The following is a 15,530-nucleotide window of genomic DNA, read 5'->3' on the forward strand; positions in this document are numbered from 1 at the left end:
GCGGCTCGCTACGTCACCTCACATTCGATTCATCGATCGCAGGACCTGCTCTAGAATGAGACTATCTGATCTCTGATTGAAATAGCCTTCCAGCCTCATCGGAATGCATTATCAAGCCCTGATCGTTTGACTTGCTTTTCGGCTATTTCGTCTTGTTCATACGCTCCGTTAGTTTTCGAAAAATCGAACTTCGGGCAACCGAATAACCGAACTTGCGACCAACGCTCGTGCTCATCACCAGATTTGCCAATGTCGAGCTGCGCATGACGGCATCCTCGCGGATAAGGCGCTCGTCGTAGCGCCCCTGGCTGTCAGCTATGATGCGTTTTGCAGCATTATGTCCCGGTGCACCAGAGACGCCGCCGCCAGGATGACTGCCCGAACCACAGAGATAATATCCTTCCACCGGCGTGCGATAGTGTGCGGCTTCCTCGATCGGACGTTTGTCAAAGTTATTCTCGGTGCCGACCATCGAGGAATGGAATATGTTGCCGCCGGTGATATTGTAGACCTGCTCAAGATCGCGCGGCGTGATGATATGACGCCCAAGAATTCTGCCGCGAAGATTGGGCGCGTAACGGAAGTAGACCTCGAGAACCTTGTCGGCCCATTCGTCTTTCCGACTATCCCAGTTGCCCTCTGCGAGATCAAATGGCAATTGCTGCACGCCGAGCGATATCGTGTGATGTCCGGGCGTTTCGACCAAGCCGGGATGTGTAACGGAAGGTATCAGTGCTTCGATCACGAAATCGTCCGGGAAGCTGCCCCTTTTTTGTGCCTCCCAGGCCTTTTCGTAAAGGGCTGGGCTCGCTCCCATGATGACGAGACCCTGGTGTTGCGGTCCCGTCTTGCCTGGCGCGAAACCCACATAATCGGGCAACGTGTCGACGAGAAGATGAATACGGGCCATCGAGCCACGAACGTCGATCTCCGATGCCTTCTTTTCAATCGGGGGAGACAAAACGCCTGCATCAAGAAAGCCTTCCAGCGAGCGCTTGGGATCTGCGTTGGAAATGATCAGATCTGCCTCGATCAATTCGCCAGACATCAGTTCCACACCAGCTGCCTTGCCTTCTCGAACGATTACCTTGCGAACGGGGGAGCCGGTTCTGACGGAACCGCCATGCGCTTCAAGCCCCTTGGCAAGCGCATTCGAAATCATGCCCATTCCACCTTGCGGAAGGCCGTACTGACCATAATTGCCTTCGAACTCGCCCTGAGCGTGGTAGCCGTAGACATAGGCCGTCCCGGGTGTTCGTGGGCCGCCCCAGGTCGAAACCATCCCCATGAACATCATAAAGCCGCGAAGACGGTCGCTTTCGAAATATCGCGAAAGCAAATCCTCTGCAGAAATTAGGACGAACTCGTTGAACAGTTCAGTTTCGCCGGCCTGCTCGAAAACCTCGCGAAGTTCCTCGACAGAAGGCGGATCACTCATCAAAAGCGCGCCGGTTAACTCGCCAAAACGCCTGAGTCTGGTTCCAAAGCGCATGAAATTTGCGCCGTCGCGAGTGTTGTGCTTTTCGATCGACTTCAGCGTGCGATCGATATCGCGCCAAAGCATCACATGGTCGCCATCTTCCCAGAGACCCATCTCCAGCATCTCGGGTGCGACCGAGACCAGACCGAATTTCTTCAATTCCAGGTCCTCGACGACTTCGCGTCGCAGCATCATTTGGATGTAGGAGCAGGAAGAGAACGTCCCGCCGGGGACGAGTTCCTCGCTGACGCAGGCGCCGCCAATCACGTCGCGCGCCTCGACAACAAGGACGCGGAGACCTTCTCTTGCGAGATAATTTGCACAAACAAGCCCATTGTGACCTGCGCCAATCACGATGGCGTCCGTCTTCACCCCAGTTACGGATCCGGTATTCATATCAAGCGGTTCCTTCCATAAAGGCACTCAAGCCGATCAGATTCATCCATTTCTTGGTCACTGCCGCGCAGGCACTTTGATCAAGGTGAGGCCGGCTCCCTGCTTTCAAGGCAAAAGTACACGGTAGACTTGGTGGTCGACGAAAGTGCCGTCCGGGTAACCTATAAAATTACCGGTTACGACGCCGGTCGCGCCTTCGAACTCGCCGCCGCCTTCCTTGATGTGCCAGGTGATCGAGCCGATCTCCTTTCCCTCGTCCGCCGGGAGCACCATGCCCGTTTCTGGAGTAAACACGTCAAGGTAGCTGTCGATCTCGGGGAAAAAGACCCGGCCAGCCTCTACGGTTCGGCCATTTCTTGCCATCACTACGGTCTCGAAGCGCGCCTTCCCGCAGGGATTTGAGAGCTGGCCGTCTTGACCGATACCTGCCATATCGGACGTTGCGATAACGCCGTCGGCCGCTGACGAGACGAATCCTTGTGCATGGCCAATCTGCTCTCCTTTTCCAGAAAAAACGATCAGCATCGTTTTCATGCGCATTTGATGTTTCCTTTCACAATTTGAATGTCTTGCGAGTGGGAGGCGTTCACCTAGCTCGCGTGCGGCGCGGCTCTTTGGCGCCCCGACAGATTTTCGACATATCGGTAAGCGACCAGGTAAAGCCCCGTGAGAACAGCCATCATCAGAAGAATGAGGCCACCAACAGCTGCAGCTCGATCGAAGCGATATTCCTGGAATGCCAGCTTGTAGAGATAGGTCGCAAGCACCTCCGAAGACCGCCCGGGACCGCCCTTCGTCATGATCCACGTCATGTCGAAGAACCGGAACGTCCAGAAGAAGTCGAGCAAGCAGGCCGTCAGCATCACCGGAGCGAGATGGGGAAGTGTGACAAGTCGGAATTTGTCCCAAGCGCTCCCTCCGTCGACGTCCATCGCCTCATAGAGATCGTCGGGTACGTTCTGCAGAGCAGCCAACAAGATCAGCGTCAGGAAGGGATACCAATTCCAAATACTGGCGATCGTCACAGCCGCCAGTGCCGAAGACGGTTGCCCAAGCCAGTCAAATGCCCAGCTGGCGAGGCCGATGTCGCGAAACAGGGAATTCAAGAGCCCGAATTGATCCTGATAGATCAGGATCCAAAGGATTGACACAGCCGCGGGGGGGAATAGCCAGGGAATGAACTGCAGCCCCCGCCAAAAGGACTGCATGCTTTTTGCTGAGTTCAATAGAAGCGCAAAGGTCAAGCCGATCAACAAATGCCCTATGACCGTGCCACCGGTAAAGATGAAGCTATTGAGCGTCGAGGTCCAGAACACGTCATCGTGCAGCGCCCATTTGTAGTGGGTAAAGCCGACGAAATGCTGCTCCCCGCGTCGCGTCTGAAAGAAACCCGTGTAGATGCTCGCCACCAGCGGAAATATGCCGGTTATAATCAGAAACAGGAATGTGGGACCGACAAAGAAAGCCCACTCTCGCCGGTAGGTCCTTGCGAGCTTCACGCGGTTCGCACTGACGGGAACCAGAGTTGCTTGAGACTGTTGTTCGATGATCATTTCACACCTCCCGCAACCATCCCCTTGATGAAGACACCTTGGAACAGTGCAAAAACGACAAGCAGGGGAAATGCCGACAGGAAGCTTGCAGCCATCAGCACTTCCCAGCTGATCGTGTAGTGACCAATCAGGAGATTGAGTGCGACTGTAATTGGGCGCGCATCAAGCGAGGCGGTGAATGTCAGCCCGTAGAGGAATTCCTGCCACGCCATCAAGAACGCGAAGATGAACGCTGCCAGAATGCCACCCCAACTAAGCGGAAGCGTGATCCGGAAAAAGCATTCCAGAGACGTGCATCCGTCAATTCGGGCTGCCTGCTCGATGTCTTCGGGTACCCCGTCGAACATTGATTTCAAGATAAGGGTGCAGAACGGCACGGTCAGCGTGGTGTCTAGGAAAATCAGCCCGGTCCAGGTGTCAATAAGACCGCTGGATTTTAGGAACGGGAAGTAACTCAGGACCAGAATCTCAACCGGGATGACCTGGGTGAATAACAGCAGGACGATAAGGGTTCCCGATAGTCCCACTCGATAACGTGACATGCCATATGCAGCCGGCGCCGCCAAAACGATCGTGAAAAACGCCGTGAGAGCGGAGATCCCGACAGAGTTTCGGAACGGCAATACCAGTTCCTCGGTCGAGAACACCTTCAGGAGGTTCTGAAAGGTCACTCGCTCGGGAATAATCTGCTTGAAGAGCAGATCTGCCGGCGTGATCGCGATGATGATCATGTAGGCGATCGGCAGCAGCATTACACCGAGCAAAAGCCCCAGTATGATGTAGGTGTGATAGTTGCCACGTATCAGGCGGCGGACGGCGGAAGCTCTTTCCCGCGGTGCAAGGCTATCGAAGGTCATGGCGCACTCCTTTCAGATTGGTGCGCGGCCCATTGGCCGCACACTGCCTTCGCGCTTGGCTATCGGGTGTAGCGGTCTCCGAGTTCGCCGTAGCTCTCGTCCCATTGCTGGTAAAGGTCGGCCCATTGCGCGGCCACCTTGTCCATTCCCTCCTGAGCGGTCTGCTGGTTGGCAACGACGCCATGAAGTTCGGTTCGGAAAATGTCCACTGCCTGCAACAGCTGTGGCGGCATCTCGCTGTAGGTATCGTAGGCGTTGGGGCGCTGCGACTGCTCCAAGGCGACCTTCAGCGAGTCGGATGTGCCTAAGGTGCCCTTCTGGACCTCGTCCCAGATTTCCTTCCGGGTGATAAGGAAAGGCCACTTGTCAGCGATCGCCTGCTGGGTGTCATGGCCTGCGAGCACCTTGATAAACTCCCAGGCGGCTTTCTTGTTTTTCGAGTTGGCGCTGATAGCATAGGTGCTGTCACCGCCCATCAGCATCGCCCCGGTAGTCTTGCCCTTGGGCAGCGGCGAAATGGCCCATTCGAACGTTGGCTTCAACCCCTCGATCACCGCCGGGACACCATTCCAGTCCGGCATCATGGCGACACGCCCGGCTGCAAACGAACTCCTCAGCTTCTCGAAGTCGGTTGTCGTGAATGACGGCACGACGCCGTGCTTGTTCACAAGATCCACGATGAACTGAACAGTTTCGACCGCTTTTGGCTTGTTGATCTGAAAGTCTCCGCCGACACGGCCGATGCGGGTTTCATTCGCGTAGAACATCCAGGCGAGAGCAAGCCAAAGCTCAGGGCCGTTACCATCGAGACCGAGGCCATACATTTCCGGTGGCTTGTTCAGTTTCTTTGCGAATTCGAGCATCTCGTCGATGGTCTCGGGAGCGCGGTCCGGAAGGCCGGCTGCCTTGAATGCCGTCCTGTTCCAGAGAAGAACGTTGGTGAGGCCGAGCGAGGGAAGGACGTAGGTCGAACCCTTGTAGCCCTTGTCTGCCCACGGCTCGTAGGCGCCAAGGATATCGTTGCCGGCCGCTTTGTCTGCATCGATCAATTCGTCGAGCGGAGCGATCCAGCCTTCCTCGACAAAGCGAGCAAGCTGTGTGGGTACCCAGAGTTCGAACGTGTCCGGCAACGCACCAGCTTGGCCCGAAAGCTCCATTTTCTTGATGTATTCGATAAAGCCGATCTCTTCGACCTGGAGATCGACATCCGGATTGGCTTTGCGATAATCATCGAAAACCTTCAGGAAAATATCCGGCATTTCGGTCGAACGCCAGTTCGAATGAGTGACGACCGTCTTGCCCTGTGCCAGCAAGCCTGACGGCAACGCGGCGGCACCGAGCGCGATCGCGCTCGATTGCAGAAGAAACCGACGCGATATATGCGGAACTGTGAAACGAGGTGTATCTGTCATGATTATTCCCCTATCGTTTTTCGATTCTGAGTGATCGATCCGTCTTTCGCTTCTAGACGTGATGCTGTCCACGGGGACCGAATGCGTGCCCAACACCACCATAAGCCGCGCCCCAGTCGCGCGAATGAGGTACCGTTCCTAATGACCGTTCCCCGGTTGGTCAGGCTGCGGCGGCAGCACTCGACTCCAGGCGTTTTCCGGTCGACTTGTCGAACGAATGAATTTCTCGAAGTGGCACCCGAAATGCCTGCAGCTCCCCGATCACGAACTTGCCGCCCGCCATGGCGGGCACGTCGGCCACGATTTGCACGTTATCGGCCCCATCCAGCGTGCCGTAGACGAGTTGAGTGGAGCCGAGTTTCTCTACCCGCCGGACAATGATATTGACTTCCCTGGTCGCGACCTTTTCGCCAACCAGCCCAGGATGAAGAAGCTGTTCAGGACGAAAGCCTTCAAGGACATTGCCGCGCGGAACGATGTTCATGGCGGGTGAGCCGACAAAAGTTGCGACGAATGTATCGGCCGGACGATTATAGATTTCATCCGGCGTGCCCACTTGGCGCACCATGCCGTCCGACAGGACCGCGATCCGATGCCCGAGCGACATGGCTTCGACCTGGTCATGTGTCACGTAGATCGTCGTTGCCTTCGTTTCCGCCTGGAATTGCTGAATTTCCTGCCGGGCGGTTGCCCGTAGCTTCGCATCGAGGTTGGACAGCGGTTCATCCATCATGAACACGGACGGACTGCGCACCAGGGCTCGTGCCAAGGCAACGCGCTGACGCTCGCCTCCCGAAAGTTGCTTCGGTTTGCGGTCAAGATGCTGCTCGATCCTGAACATGCGAGCGGCCCAAAGTGTGCGCTCCTCGATCCGCTTGCGGTCGAGTTTCATCTTTCGCAATGGAAACTCGATGTTGGCACGAACGGTGAGATGCGGATAAAGCGCATAGGTTTGGAAAACCATTGCGACGTTTCTGTCCTTTGGTGACAGGTCCGTGACATCCTTGCCATCAATTCTAATGGCTCCAGTCGTAACGGTTTCGATGCCGGCAATCATCCGCATCAATGTCGATTTGCCACAACCCGATGGGCCCAGCAAAACAAGAAACTCGCCGTCGGCCACGTCGAGACTGATTCCCTTCACAGCGGCGTAATGGCCGAAGGACTTTGTGACGTTGCTGATTTGAACGAAGCTCATGTCATGCCCTCAAGTATCTGTTGAACGGTGAGCGCCTTTTGAAAGGCGCCCGATTGTTAGGCCGCTGCGTTCCGCCGAAATTCGGTGCTGCGAATGACGTCCTGAAATGCCTCCAGGAAGATGTCAGCATGTTCGGTCGAGAACGGCAGAGGCGGGCGGATCTTCAAAACGTTGCCCTCGATGCCGCTTGCACTGATCAGGATGTTCCTGTCGCGCAGCGCGTTTACAACGAACAGGCCGAGATCGCCGTCCGGCTCCTTGGTCTCGGGATCCTTGATAAAGTCCAGCCCCACAAAAAGACCCGCACCACGGATATCTCCTGCCGCCGCCAGGCCGGTCGTGAGTTCGCGAAGCCCCTGCTGCAGGTAATTACCGACCTTCACGGAATTCTCGGCAAGTCCCTCGTCCTCGATTACGCAAAGCGTGGCGTGAGCGGCGGCGCAGCAGACGGGGTTTCCGCCAAATGTATTGAAGTAGCGGGCGGTGGTTGCAAACTCGCCAAGAACTTCAGGCCGAGCCACCACGCCGCCGATCGGCAGCCCGTTACCCATCGGTTTACCCATCAGGACCAGGTCGGGCACGATCCCATGGCGTGCAAATCCCCACATCGGACCTGTCCGCCCGAATCCCGGCTGGACTTCATCGGCAATGAACAGGGCGCCTGCAGCATGCACAGCGTCGAGAGCAGGTTTCAGGAAGCCCGCCGGATCGGCGAAGATGCCGTCGGATGAGAAGATCATGTCTGCCACAAACGCGGCTGGCTTGAACCCGTGGCGAGACAGATCTTCGAAAGCTTCCTTGATGGAGGTGGCAAAGGTCTCGGCAACGTTCTCGTGTCCGAGGCGGTATGCATCCGGCGCCGGCACGGTCCTGACATGGGGCCAGAGCGGAACGCCACTGCCCAGAGACGGAGACATTCGCGCTATCTGCTCCGTGATGCCGTGATAGGCGTTTTCGGTCACGACAATGCCAACCCCGCCGGTGTAGGTTTTGGCGATGCGCAAGGCGAGATCGGAGGATTCGCTGCCCGTGCAGGTAAACATGGCATTCGAGAGTTCAGGCGGGAAATGTCCCAGCAGTTTTTCCGCGTAACTCAAGACGACATCGTTCAGGTAACGCGTATGGGTGTTAAGCACGGCCATCTGCCGGGAGACGGCCTCAACCACTCTAGGATGGCAGTGGCCGACAGAGGGCACATTGTTGTAGACATCCAGATAACGCTGTCCGCGGCCATCGGTGATCCATACCCCCTCGGCCGAAACGGCGTGGACCGGCGTTTCGTAAAAGAGCTTGTAGGATGGTCCAAGGACCTTCTTGCGCCGCTCGATCAGCTGCATCGTCTCAGCGTCTAGCCCGTCGACCGCATTGGGGTCGAACGCATTGATCATCAACGGCTTGGTCATGAGGAAGTCTCCTTGTCACAGGCAGCGAAGAACCGATCGACTGCCCAGTTTTTGTCGAGGTCCGTTAGGTGCGAAAGGGCGCGCCATGCGTAGCCGGTATTCTTCAGGATCTGGCTTGCACGCTCTGGAAGACGGGTTGCACGGAATTCCGTAATGGCGACCGCCATCGCGAGTCTGGTGAGAATGAGGTCAGGGAGGATCGCGATCTCATGCGGATTCAAGGTGGTGACGGAATTGTAGCCTCGCGCCACGTCGAGTGCTCCGGAAAGGCCGGACTCATCAAAACGCAACTGATAGCAGGCCGCGATAGCGACATCGTTGATCCGCTGGCTTCTCGTCACATCGCCGAAGTCGATGATGCCGGTGATCCTTGTTGGATCGGACGGATCCATCAGAAGATTGTGTCCGTTGAAGTCGTTATGGATCACTTGCGAGGGAAGATCGCTCAGCATCGAGAGGGTGCGATCCTCAAAACGCTGCAAGATCCGATGAGGCATTTGCCAACGGCCAGAGCTAATCGCTGGGAGGAGCGGTCGGACGTTCGCCGCATTTGCGAGATCCCAGACGAGGTTTCTCCGATCGGCAGGGTGTTCGAAGTGGGCAAGCGCCCTCGCCGTTCTTGCAAGTGCCTTCCCGATCTCGAATGCCTGCCGGCTGCTTTTGAGAGTGCTAACCTGCGGTATGCCGTCGAGAAAGGTCATCAGCTGGACCACACGATCCTCGCCGGCTTTCATCGTCGCCACCGCCTGCAGAGCGCCATCGGTACGGATAATTTCCGGCACCGGCAGAGCGGGATCACTTTCTGCAATGTGAACGCAAGCCCGAGCGCGCAAATCGGCCAAGGATGGCGATTCAGACGCGCCGTAGATCTTTAAGACGTAACGGCGATTATCATCGGTGGTAACCTCCAGGATCTCGTCACGCTCTGCTACCAGGCTTCTGAGGCTTCCGCGGATCCCCCAATATTGTTTGAGAGTGCGCGCGACTTCATGCGTCTCGACCTGAGAGTGGCTATCTCCACCTCCGTCAAACCTCTCGAGGAGGTCTTCTTCAGACATTGTGGGCTCCTCTGCGCTCTTACTACGGGGCGGGAGTGGTTTGTGACTGGACGAAGATCTCCAGCCCATTCCGACAATTGCACGCGGGACTGCCTGCGCACCTGCTTGTGGCCGGGACCACGGCGACCTTGAGCCGACATGGGAGACGGTTTGCATAGTCCCGTCAGCCCCGTTGAGCGGAGTGATGGTCATTGTCGCCGCCTGCCACTCATGTTGAACCATCGCCGTGGCTCCGATTGTTTCTCTACGAGAAGTTGAACATTACGTGGCGGATCGAGGTATAATCCTCGAGGCTGTAAATGGACTGGTCTTTGCCGTAGCCGGAATGTCTCAGCCCACCGTGTGGCATTTCACTCAAGAGCGTGAAGTGCTGGTTTACCCAGACCGTACCGTAGCGCAGGCGAGCCGCCACTTTGAGCGCTGTGGTGGCGTTTGACGACCACACGGATGATGCCAAGCCGTAATGGCTCTCGTTCGACCAATCGATAACTTCTTCGGCGGTTTCGAAACGAGATACCGCGACGACCGGCCCGAAGACCTCGCGACGGACGATTTCGTCCTGAACATTTGCGCCGACAACGAGAGTCGGCTCGTAGTAGAAGCCGTCCCCCGAGGCCGGCTTGCCGCCGGTCAGAACTTCAATATGCTTCGAGGTGCGCGCGCGCTGAACGAAGCTCTCGACGCGGTCTCGCTGACGCTGGCTGATGAGTGGGCCGAGTTCAGTCTGTTCGTGCTCGGGCGCACCGCTGCGGATGCTTTTGATTGCGGCGTTTAGCTTCTCGACAAGCTTTTCGTAGACACCGGACTGGACGTAGACGAGGCAGGCCGCGCAACAATCCTGGCCGGCATTTTCGAAGCCTGCCATCCGAATTGTTTCGACAGCGGCATCCAGATCGGCGTCGTTGAATATGATGACCGGCGCTTTCCCTCCAAGTTCAAGGTGCGTGCGCTTCAATGTCGGCACAGCAGATTGCAGCACCTTCTGACCTGTCGTGACGTCGCCTGTCAGGGAGACCATCGCGACGCCGGGGTGCGAAACAAGCGTGGATCCGACGGACTCTCCACGACCGGTGACGACGTTGACGACGCCTCTCGGCAAAAGAGTTGCCAGGAATTCGCAAAGGCGAAGGAGCGTGAGGGGAGTCTGTTCGGACGGCTTTACGACAACGGTGTTGCCGACCGAAATCGGTGCAAAGACCTTCCAGGCGGCCATCATCAGCGGGAAGTTCCACGGAGCCACTGAGCCCACCACGCCGACCGGATCGCGGCGAATAATGGACGTATGATTTTCGACGTATTCACCTGCAGCGCTGCCATTCAGCACTCGGCACGCGCCGGCGAAGAAACGAATGGCATCTATGATGGCGGGCATTTCGCCATTCAGCATGCCCAGATACGGCTTGCCGCAATTGAGGGATTCGAGGCGAGCGTAAGTTTCGATGTTCTGCTTGAGGTGCTCAACGACTTCGAACAGAAGTTCGGAGCGCTGCCGGGGCGTGGTCAGCGACCAAGTCTTGAAGGCGGATTGCGCAGCTGCCACTGCGGCATTTACCTGATCGCGGCTCGCTTCCTTGACGGCAACGAGAGTCGAGCCTGTAGCCGGGTTCAAGATTTTCTCGTCGCCGCCAGTTCCCTCGACAAGCTCGCCGTTGATGAGCAGCTTCGTCGAAAACGCCGGAGTGATAACCATATCCATTAAATGTCTCCCTGACTGATGGGCGATCCGCAGACACCACGCCGTGGTGCCGCAATCCAATCGTCAACAGTGTGTCGCGGAAGAACCGGAAGGGAAAATTCGAAATGCTTGCGATGACGTATCGGTTTTATCGATATGTCGCTCGGCTACCGTTTCGCATGGTAGTCACGGGCGACGGTCTTGAAAATCTCGGCTTGGTCGGTATCCGGCGACCCCTGCCGCCACACCAGGCCGACGTCCAACGTAATAGAGAGGCCTTCGACCGGGCGAGCCTCAAGACGGTCGCCTTCGAGGGTGTAGGGGCGGAAGGCGAGGTCGGGCATGATGGCCACGCCTGTCTCTGTGCCGACAAGGCTTCGGACTGCCTCCACCGAAGTTGTTCTGAGAAAGACCCGATCCATAAGGTCCTCGCCTTGCAGCCAACCGGAGATTGACTCCAGCAAGTCATCATTTGCCAGCAAGATAAGCTTTTGATCGCGCAGATCGGATGATTTGACACGGCTCTTGTCGGCGAGGCCATTCTTTGGCGACACCCAGACTCTGAATCTCGATCGCACGAGTGAATCGACCGATAGGGCGAACTGCTCTTCGATATTGGACACAACCATGAGCGCAAGCTGCAGTTCGCCACTGATGAGGAGATGTTCAATATATCTTCGCTGGTCCTCGACCACTTCTACAGATACTTCAGGAAAAACGCGCCGGAACCGAGCCAGAATGTCGGAGAGAAAATAGCCGGCGACCAGGTTCGTCACGCCCAGGCGAAGGGTTCCCGATACGTTGTCTATTTTAGCTGTGAAGGCGTCCTCGGCATCTTTAACCGTGGAAATGATGAGTTTGGCGTGCCGCAGGAACCGATGCCCCTCATACGTCAATGCGATCCCCCGGGCGTGACGGGAAAATAGCGCGCTTCCGACCTGCTCTTCAAGTTGCCGGATGCTTTCGGTAAGCGCGGACTGCGAGATTCGCGCAGCAGTAGCGGCACCAGATATGGTGCCGAGTTCTGCCGTCAGCACAAAATACTGGACCTGCCTTAGCGTAAAATACATAAGCTGTTCCCACTTGTCAGAGCGCTTTTGCATGCGCCTTTATCTCTGCGCTAATCGCGGCCGGAACAACGTATCGGTATAATCGATATCTCGGCAACGGCAAAAGATACTTCTCCTCCCGCTGAGTTCGATTTTACACTCATTGCCGTCATCCCACGCTACGCCATCGTTTGAGAGGCCACTTCTTTCAATCGGGCCCGGCTCGCGCTTGGGAACTGAGATGGATCGGTTGGCTAAGCGGGAGATTGAATGTCGGATAACCGGCAGGTCGCTATGTCAGACTCGGGAGCGAGCCAATTACCGGTAAACTCTTCGGGTCGAATGACGGCATGAGACCTTGAGAAGCCTGCACAACGAACCGAATTCCATGCATCCGGCGTTGCATGGTTCAATCGAAATTCCTCGAAGCACGGACGGAGAGTATGGTGGACCTCAAAATCGCAATCATCCCCGGAGACGGCGTGGGCGTCGAGGTGACTGCGGCAGCCTGGGAAGTTTCACTTGCCGCTGCGGCAGCTTGCGACGTCAATCTTTCCGCAACGACATTTCCGTGGTCTTGCGATCACTATCTTGAAACTGGAGCGATGATGCCGGCGGACGGGATCGAAACGCTCCGAACCTTTGATGCGATCTTGCTTGGAGCGATCGGATGGCCGGCGAAGGTATCCGACGACATTTCTCTGCATGAGCTTCTACTTCGTATCAGGAAAGAGTTCGACCTCTATGCGAATGTCCGTCCGCACAAGCTGCTTCCTGGCGTGACTGGACCTCTTCGTGCCGAGAATATCGATATCCTTTGCATCCGCGAAAATACGGAAGGGGAGTATTCTGGCGCTGGCGGCAGGGTGCACCGTGGTACGGCGGAAGAGATCGCAGTTGAGACCAGCGTTTTCACCCGTCACGGTGTGGAGCGGATTCTCCGATACGGCTTTGAAATGGCGCGAAAGCGCAGGAGGCAGCTTGCTTCGGTAACAAAGTCCAACGCGCAACGCCACTCGATGGTGTTTTGGGACGACGTAACAAGGCAGCTTTCCGCGGAGTATCCGGACGTCGAGGTCCGCAGCTATCACGTTGATGCAATTGCCGCCCGCATGGTCATGTTCCCGGAAACATTGGATGTCGTTGTTGCGTCCAACCTGTTCGGCGACATCTTGTCCGATATCGGCGCGGCGATTCAGGGAGGACTCGGATTTGCAGCGTCTGCAAATATCGACCCGACCGGCCGCTCGCCGTCCATGTTCGAGCCGGTCCACGGTTCAGCACCGGACATCGCAGGCAAGGACGTGGCAAACCCGATCGCCGCTATATGGTCGGCAGCAATGATGTTCGAGCACTTGGGCCAGACGGAACTCGCGACCAAAATTTCAGATGCCGTCGGCCGCGTTTGCGCGCGTGGAATTGGTGCTGGGTCATCAGGCTCCAGCTACGGCACTCGTCGCACTACAGATGAAATTCTTCTTGAAATTGGGCGCTAGGCGCACAGACACTTTCTGCAAAGGATAGAGGCCATGGCTCTCAAAGATAAGACCCTGTTCAGACAAGCCGCCCCGGTTGCCGGGCAATGGATCGAAGTCGGCGACGGTCCTTCGGTCGACGTGGTCAATCCGGCTGACGGCCGCCTTCTCGGCCGCGTTCCGAAACTTGGAGCGATCGAAACGCGAAAAGCAATCGAAGCCGCACAATTGGCGATGCCAGCATGGGCTGCCCGCACGGCGAAAGAACGTTCTGGCCTCTTGCGGCGCTGGTTCGAACTCATGATTGAGAACAAAGACGATCTCGCCGAAATTCTTACACTCGAACAGGGCAAACCTTTGACCGAGGCAAAGGGTGAGATCGTCTACGGCGCTAGTTTCGTAGAGTGGTTCGCCGAAGAGACTCGTCGCGTATATGGCGACATCATTCCGGGGCACCAGCCGGACAAGCGCATCCTGGTGATGAAGCAACCGATTGGCGTTGTGGCGGCCATCACGCCATGGAATTTCCCAAACGCGATGATTACCCGAAAGGCCGGGCCGGCCTTGGGTGCAGGATGCGGAATCGTTTTGAAACCTGCAGCGCAGACGCCGTTCTCCGCGATTGCGCTCGCGGTCCTTGCCCAGCGCGCGGGTATTCCTCCAGAGCTTTTCAGCGTTGTAACCGGCGCGGCACGGGAGATTGGGGGCGAAATGACGTCGAACCCAATCGTCCGCAAGGTGACGTTTACCGGATCAACTGAGATCGGCGCGGAACTGATGCGCCAAAGCGCCTCGACGATCAAAAAGATGGGGCTGGAGCTTGGGGGAAATGCGCCCTTCATCGTATTCGATGATGCTGACCTGGATGCAGCAGTCGAGGGTACGATCGTGTCTAAATTCCGCAACAATGGCCAAACATGCGTCTGCGCTAACCGCATCTATGTGCAGGACGGAGTTTTTGAGGCCTATGCAGAACGGCTTTGCCAGGCGATATTGAAGCTGCGGGTCGGTAACGGCATGGAGCCGGAGGTGGCGCTCGGCCCGCTGATCGACAGTGCGGCCGTTAACAAGGTCGAGGAACATATCTCGGATGCTCGGGCGAAAGGTGCGCGGGTTGTGCTGGGTGGTGCCCGGCACCAGAAGGGCGGGAATTTCTTCCAACCAACAGTGCTCGCAGATGTAACCAGTGACATGAAGCTTGCGCACGAAGAGACGTTCGGGCCGGTCGCGCCACTTTTCCGCTTCACTGATGAAGACGATGTCATTCGCCAAGCAAATTACACGGAATTTGGCCTAGCCTCCTACTTTTATGCGCGGGATCTTTCGCGTGTATTTCGCGTCGCTGAAGCGCTTGAGTATGGCATGATTGGCGTTAATACAGGTCTCATCTCGACGGCGGAAGCACCTTTTGGTGGTGTGAAATCATCCGGCCTTGGTCGGGAAGGTTCACGATATGGCATGGAGGAGTTTCTCGAACTTAAGTATGTCTGTTTGTCGGTTTGATGATCTTGGTGGTGGCCTCGCTGGCAGGTGGTGGTATTCAACCCTTCAAGCGAGGCAGCGATCCGCGCCGAGCGGGGCGGCTGAAACAAGATCCAGATTTTAGGCCGTCGGACTGCGCCGCCATGTCCTTACTGCCGTGTTGCTGGCTGACACTACATTATTCAAAGGCTTGCCCAAACTTCCAAACGTCATCGGCTCGCCGGCGTGCTGGCGCGAAAAGCCGCAGTGCGCCGGAGCAACTGGCGAAACACGCTTTGCATTAAGCTCGCTGGCCGGCGGTGAGGAATAACTTGATGCTGGCCTCAGTTGTTGCTGATGTGTCCCAAGGCGGCGCTCAACCCATGCGTTCGGAGGCGTAGCTGCCGGGGCTTGCCGGGAAGACGACGGTTCTATTGCCGTTGATGAAGGTGCGGTGGTGGATATGGGCGTGGATGGCGCGGGCCAGCACCTGGCTTTCGACGTCGCGGCCGA

General features: G+C 56.9%; 12 protein-coding genes and 1 pseudogene. 2 read left to right on the forward strand and 11 right to left on the reverse strand.

Translation table 11 applies throughout. The features are described 5' to 3' along the window. Positions 1 to 142 precede the first annotated feature (142 nt). The 10 genes from AF337_RS15330 to AF337_RS15375 form a co-directional block, all read right to left on the reverse strand. Entirely contained in the window at positions 143 to 1,876 is a 1,734-nt protein-coding gene (locus tag AF337_RS15330) for a phytoene desaturase family protein (protein ID WP_049732708.1), read from the reverse strand. A gap of 105 nt (positions 1,877 to 1,981) precedes the next feature. Then, positions 1,982 to 2,416 carry a hypothetical protein gene (locus tag AF337_RS15335; RefSeq protein WP_049732709.1) on the reverse strand — a complete coding sequence of 145 codons (435 nt, stop codon included), beginning with the start codon at positions 2,414 to 2,416 and terminating at the stop codon, positions 1,982 to 1,984. Between the two features lie 50 nt (positions 2,417 to 2,466). Then, positions 2,467 to 3,429, reverse strand: a complete 963-nt coding sequence (locus AF337_RS15340) for a carbohydrate ABC transporter permease (RefSeq protein WP_049732710.1) — start codon at positions 3,427 to 3,429, stop codon at positions 2,467 to 2,469. Next, positions 3,426 to 4,286 (reverse strand): carbohydrate ABC transporter permease, encoded by an 861-nt coding sequence (locus AF337_RS15345; RefSeq protein WP_049732711.1) that lies wholly within the window; start codon positions 4,284 to 4,286, stop codon positions 3,426 to 3,428. The genes AF337_RS15340 and AF337_RS15345 overlap by 4 nt, the downstream gene beginning before the upstream one ends. Positions 4,287 to 4,345: 59 nt before the next feature. Further along, positions 4,346 to 5,770 (reverse strand): ABC transporter substrate-binding protein, encoded by a 1,425-nt coding sequence (locus AF337_RS15350; protein ID WP_244471264.1) that lies wholly within the window; start codon positions 5,768 to 5,770, stop codon positions 4,346 to 4,348. Between the two features lie 88 nt (positions 5,771 to 5,858). Then, complete coding sequence (locus tag AF337_RS15355; protein ID WP_049732713.1) at positions 5,859 to 6,896, reverse strand: ABC transporter ATP-binding protein; 1,038 nt, start codon at positions 6,894 to 6,896, stop codon at positions 5,859 to 5,861. Positions 6,897 to 6,952: 56 nt separating this feature from the next. Next, positions 6,953 to 8,299, reverse strand: a complete 1,347-nt coding sequence (locus AF337_RS15360) for an aspartate aminotransferase family protein (protein ID WP_049732714.1) — start codon at positions 8,297 to 8,299, stop codon at positions 6,953 to 6,955. After that, the gene (locus tag AF337_RS15365; RefSeq protein WP_049732715.1) at positions 8,296 to 9,357 is read right to left on the reverse strand and encodes a phosphotransferase; all 1,062 of its coding nucleotides are present in this window, start codon (positions 9,355 to 9,357) and stop codon (positions 8,296 to 8,298) included. Before AF337_RS15365 ends, AF337_RS15360 begins: the two co-directional genes overlap by 4 nt. Positions 9,358 to 9,601: 244 nt before the next feature. Further along, positions 9,602 to 11,053 (reverse strand): gamma-aminobutyraldehyde dehydrogenase, encoded by a 1,452-nt coding sequence (locus AF337_RS15370; RefSeq protein WP_049732716.1) that lies wholly within the window; start codon positions 11,051 to 11,053, stop codon positions 9,602 to 9,604. Between the two features lie 146 nt (positions 11,054 to 11,199). Continuing rightward, entirely contained in the window at positions 11,200 to 12,102 is a 903-nt protein-coding gene (locus tag AF337_RS15375) for a LysR family transcriptional regulator (RefSeq protein ID WP_049732719.1), read from the reverse strand. 422 nt (positions 12,103 to 12,524) lie between these two features. Here AF337_RS15375 and AF337_RS15380 point away from each other — a divergent pair, with 422 nt between their 5' ends. Together AF337_RS15380 and gabD are read left to right on the forward strand one after the other, a co-directional pair. Continuing rightward, positions 12,525 to 13,577, forward strand: a complete 1,053-nt coding sequence (locus AF337_RS15380; RefSeq protein WP_049732717.1) for a tartrate dehydrogenase — start codon at positions 12,525 to 12,527, stop codon at positions 13,575 to 13,577. A 33-nt stretch (positions 13,578 to 13,610) separates the two neighbouring features. After that, entirely contained in the window at positions 13,611 to 15,059 is a 1,449-nt protein-coding gene (gene gabD / locus AF337_RS15385; protein WP_049732718.1) for an NADP-dependent succinate-semialdehyde dehydrogenase, read from the forward strand. Between the two features lie 334 nt (positions 15,060 to 15,393). Here the strand turns inward: gabD and purU are convergent. After that, a pseudogene (gene purU / locus AF337_RS42235) lies at positions 15,394 to 15,530 on the reverse strand (formyltetrahydrofolate deformylase); the annotation flags it as partial.

This window comes from Rhizobium ecuadorense (genome assembly GCF_001187535.1).
GTDB classification, from domain to species: Bacteria; Pseudomonadota; Alphaproteobacteria; order Rhizobiales; family Rhizobiaceae; genus Rhizobium; species Rhizobium ecuadorense.

What these genes read in the sequence shown, in the direction of transcription:
- AF337_RS15330 (WP_049732708.1), bottom strand. Translation starts at nt 1,876, where the DNA reads ATGAATACCGGATCCGTAACTGGGGTGAAGACGGACGCCATCGTGATT.
- AF337_RS15335 (WP_049732709.1), bottom strand. Translation starts at nt 2,416, where the DNA reads ATGCGCATGAAAACGATGCTGATCGTTTTTTCTGGAAAAGGAGAGCAG.
- AF337_RS15340 (WP_049732710.1), bottom strand. Translation starts at nt 3,429, where the DNA reads ATGATCATCGAACAACAGTCTCAAGCAACTCTGGTTCCCGTCAGTGCG.
- AF337_RS15345 (WP_049732711.1), bottom strand. Translation starts at nt 4,286, where the DNA reads ATGACCTTCGATAGCCTTGCACCGCGGGAAAGAGCTTCCGCCGTCCGC.
- AF337_RS15355 (WP_049732713.1), bottom strand. Translation starts at nt 6,896, where the DNA reads ATGAGCTTCGTTCAAATCAGCAACGTCACAAAGTCCTTCGGCCATTAC.
- AF337_RS15360 (WP_049732714.1), bottom strand. Translation starts at nt 8,299, where the DNA reads ATGACCAAGCCGTTGATGATCAATGCGTTCGACCCCAATGCGGTCGAC.
- AF337_RS15365 (WP_049732715.1), bottom strand. Translation starts at nt 9,357, where the DNA reads ATGTCTGAAGAAGACCTCCTCGAGAGGTTTGACGGAGGTGGAGATAGC.
- AF337_RS15370 (WP_049732716.1), bottom strand. Translation starts at nt 11,053, where the DNA reads ATGGATATGGTTATCACTCCGGCGTTTTCGACGAAGCTGCTCATCAAC.
- AF337_RS15375 (WP_049732719.1), bottom strand. Translation starts at nt 12,102, where the DNA reads ATGTATTTTACGCTAAGGCAGGTCCAGTATTTTGTGCTGACGGCAGAA.
- AF337_RS15380 (WP_049732717.1), top strand. Translation starts at nt 12,525, where the DNA reads ATGGTGGACCTCAAAATCGCAATCATCCCCGGAGACGGCGTGGGCGTC.
- gabD (WP_049732718.1), top strand. Translation starts at nt 13,611, where the DNA reads ATGGCTCTCAAAGATAAGACCCTGTTCAGACAAGCCGCCCCGGTTGCC.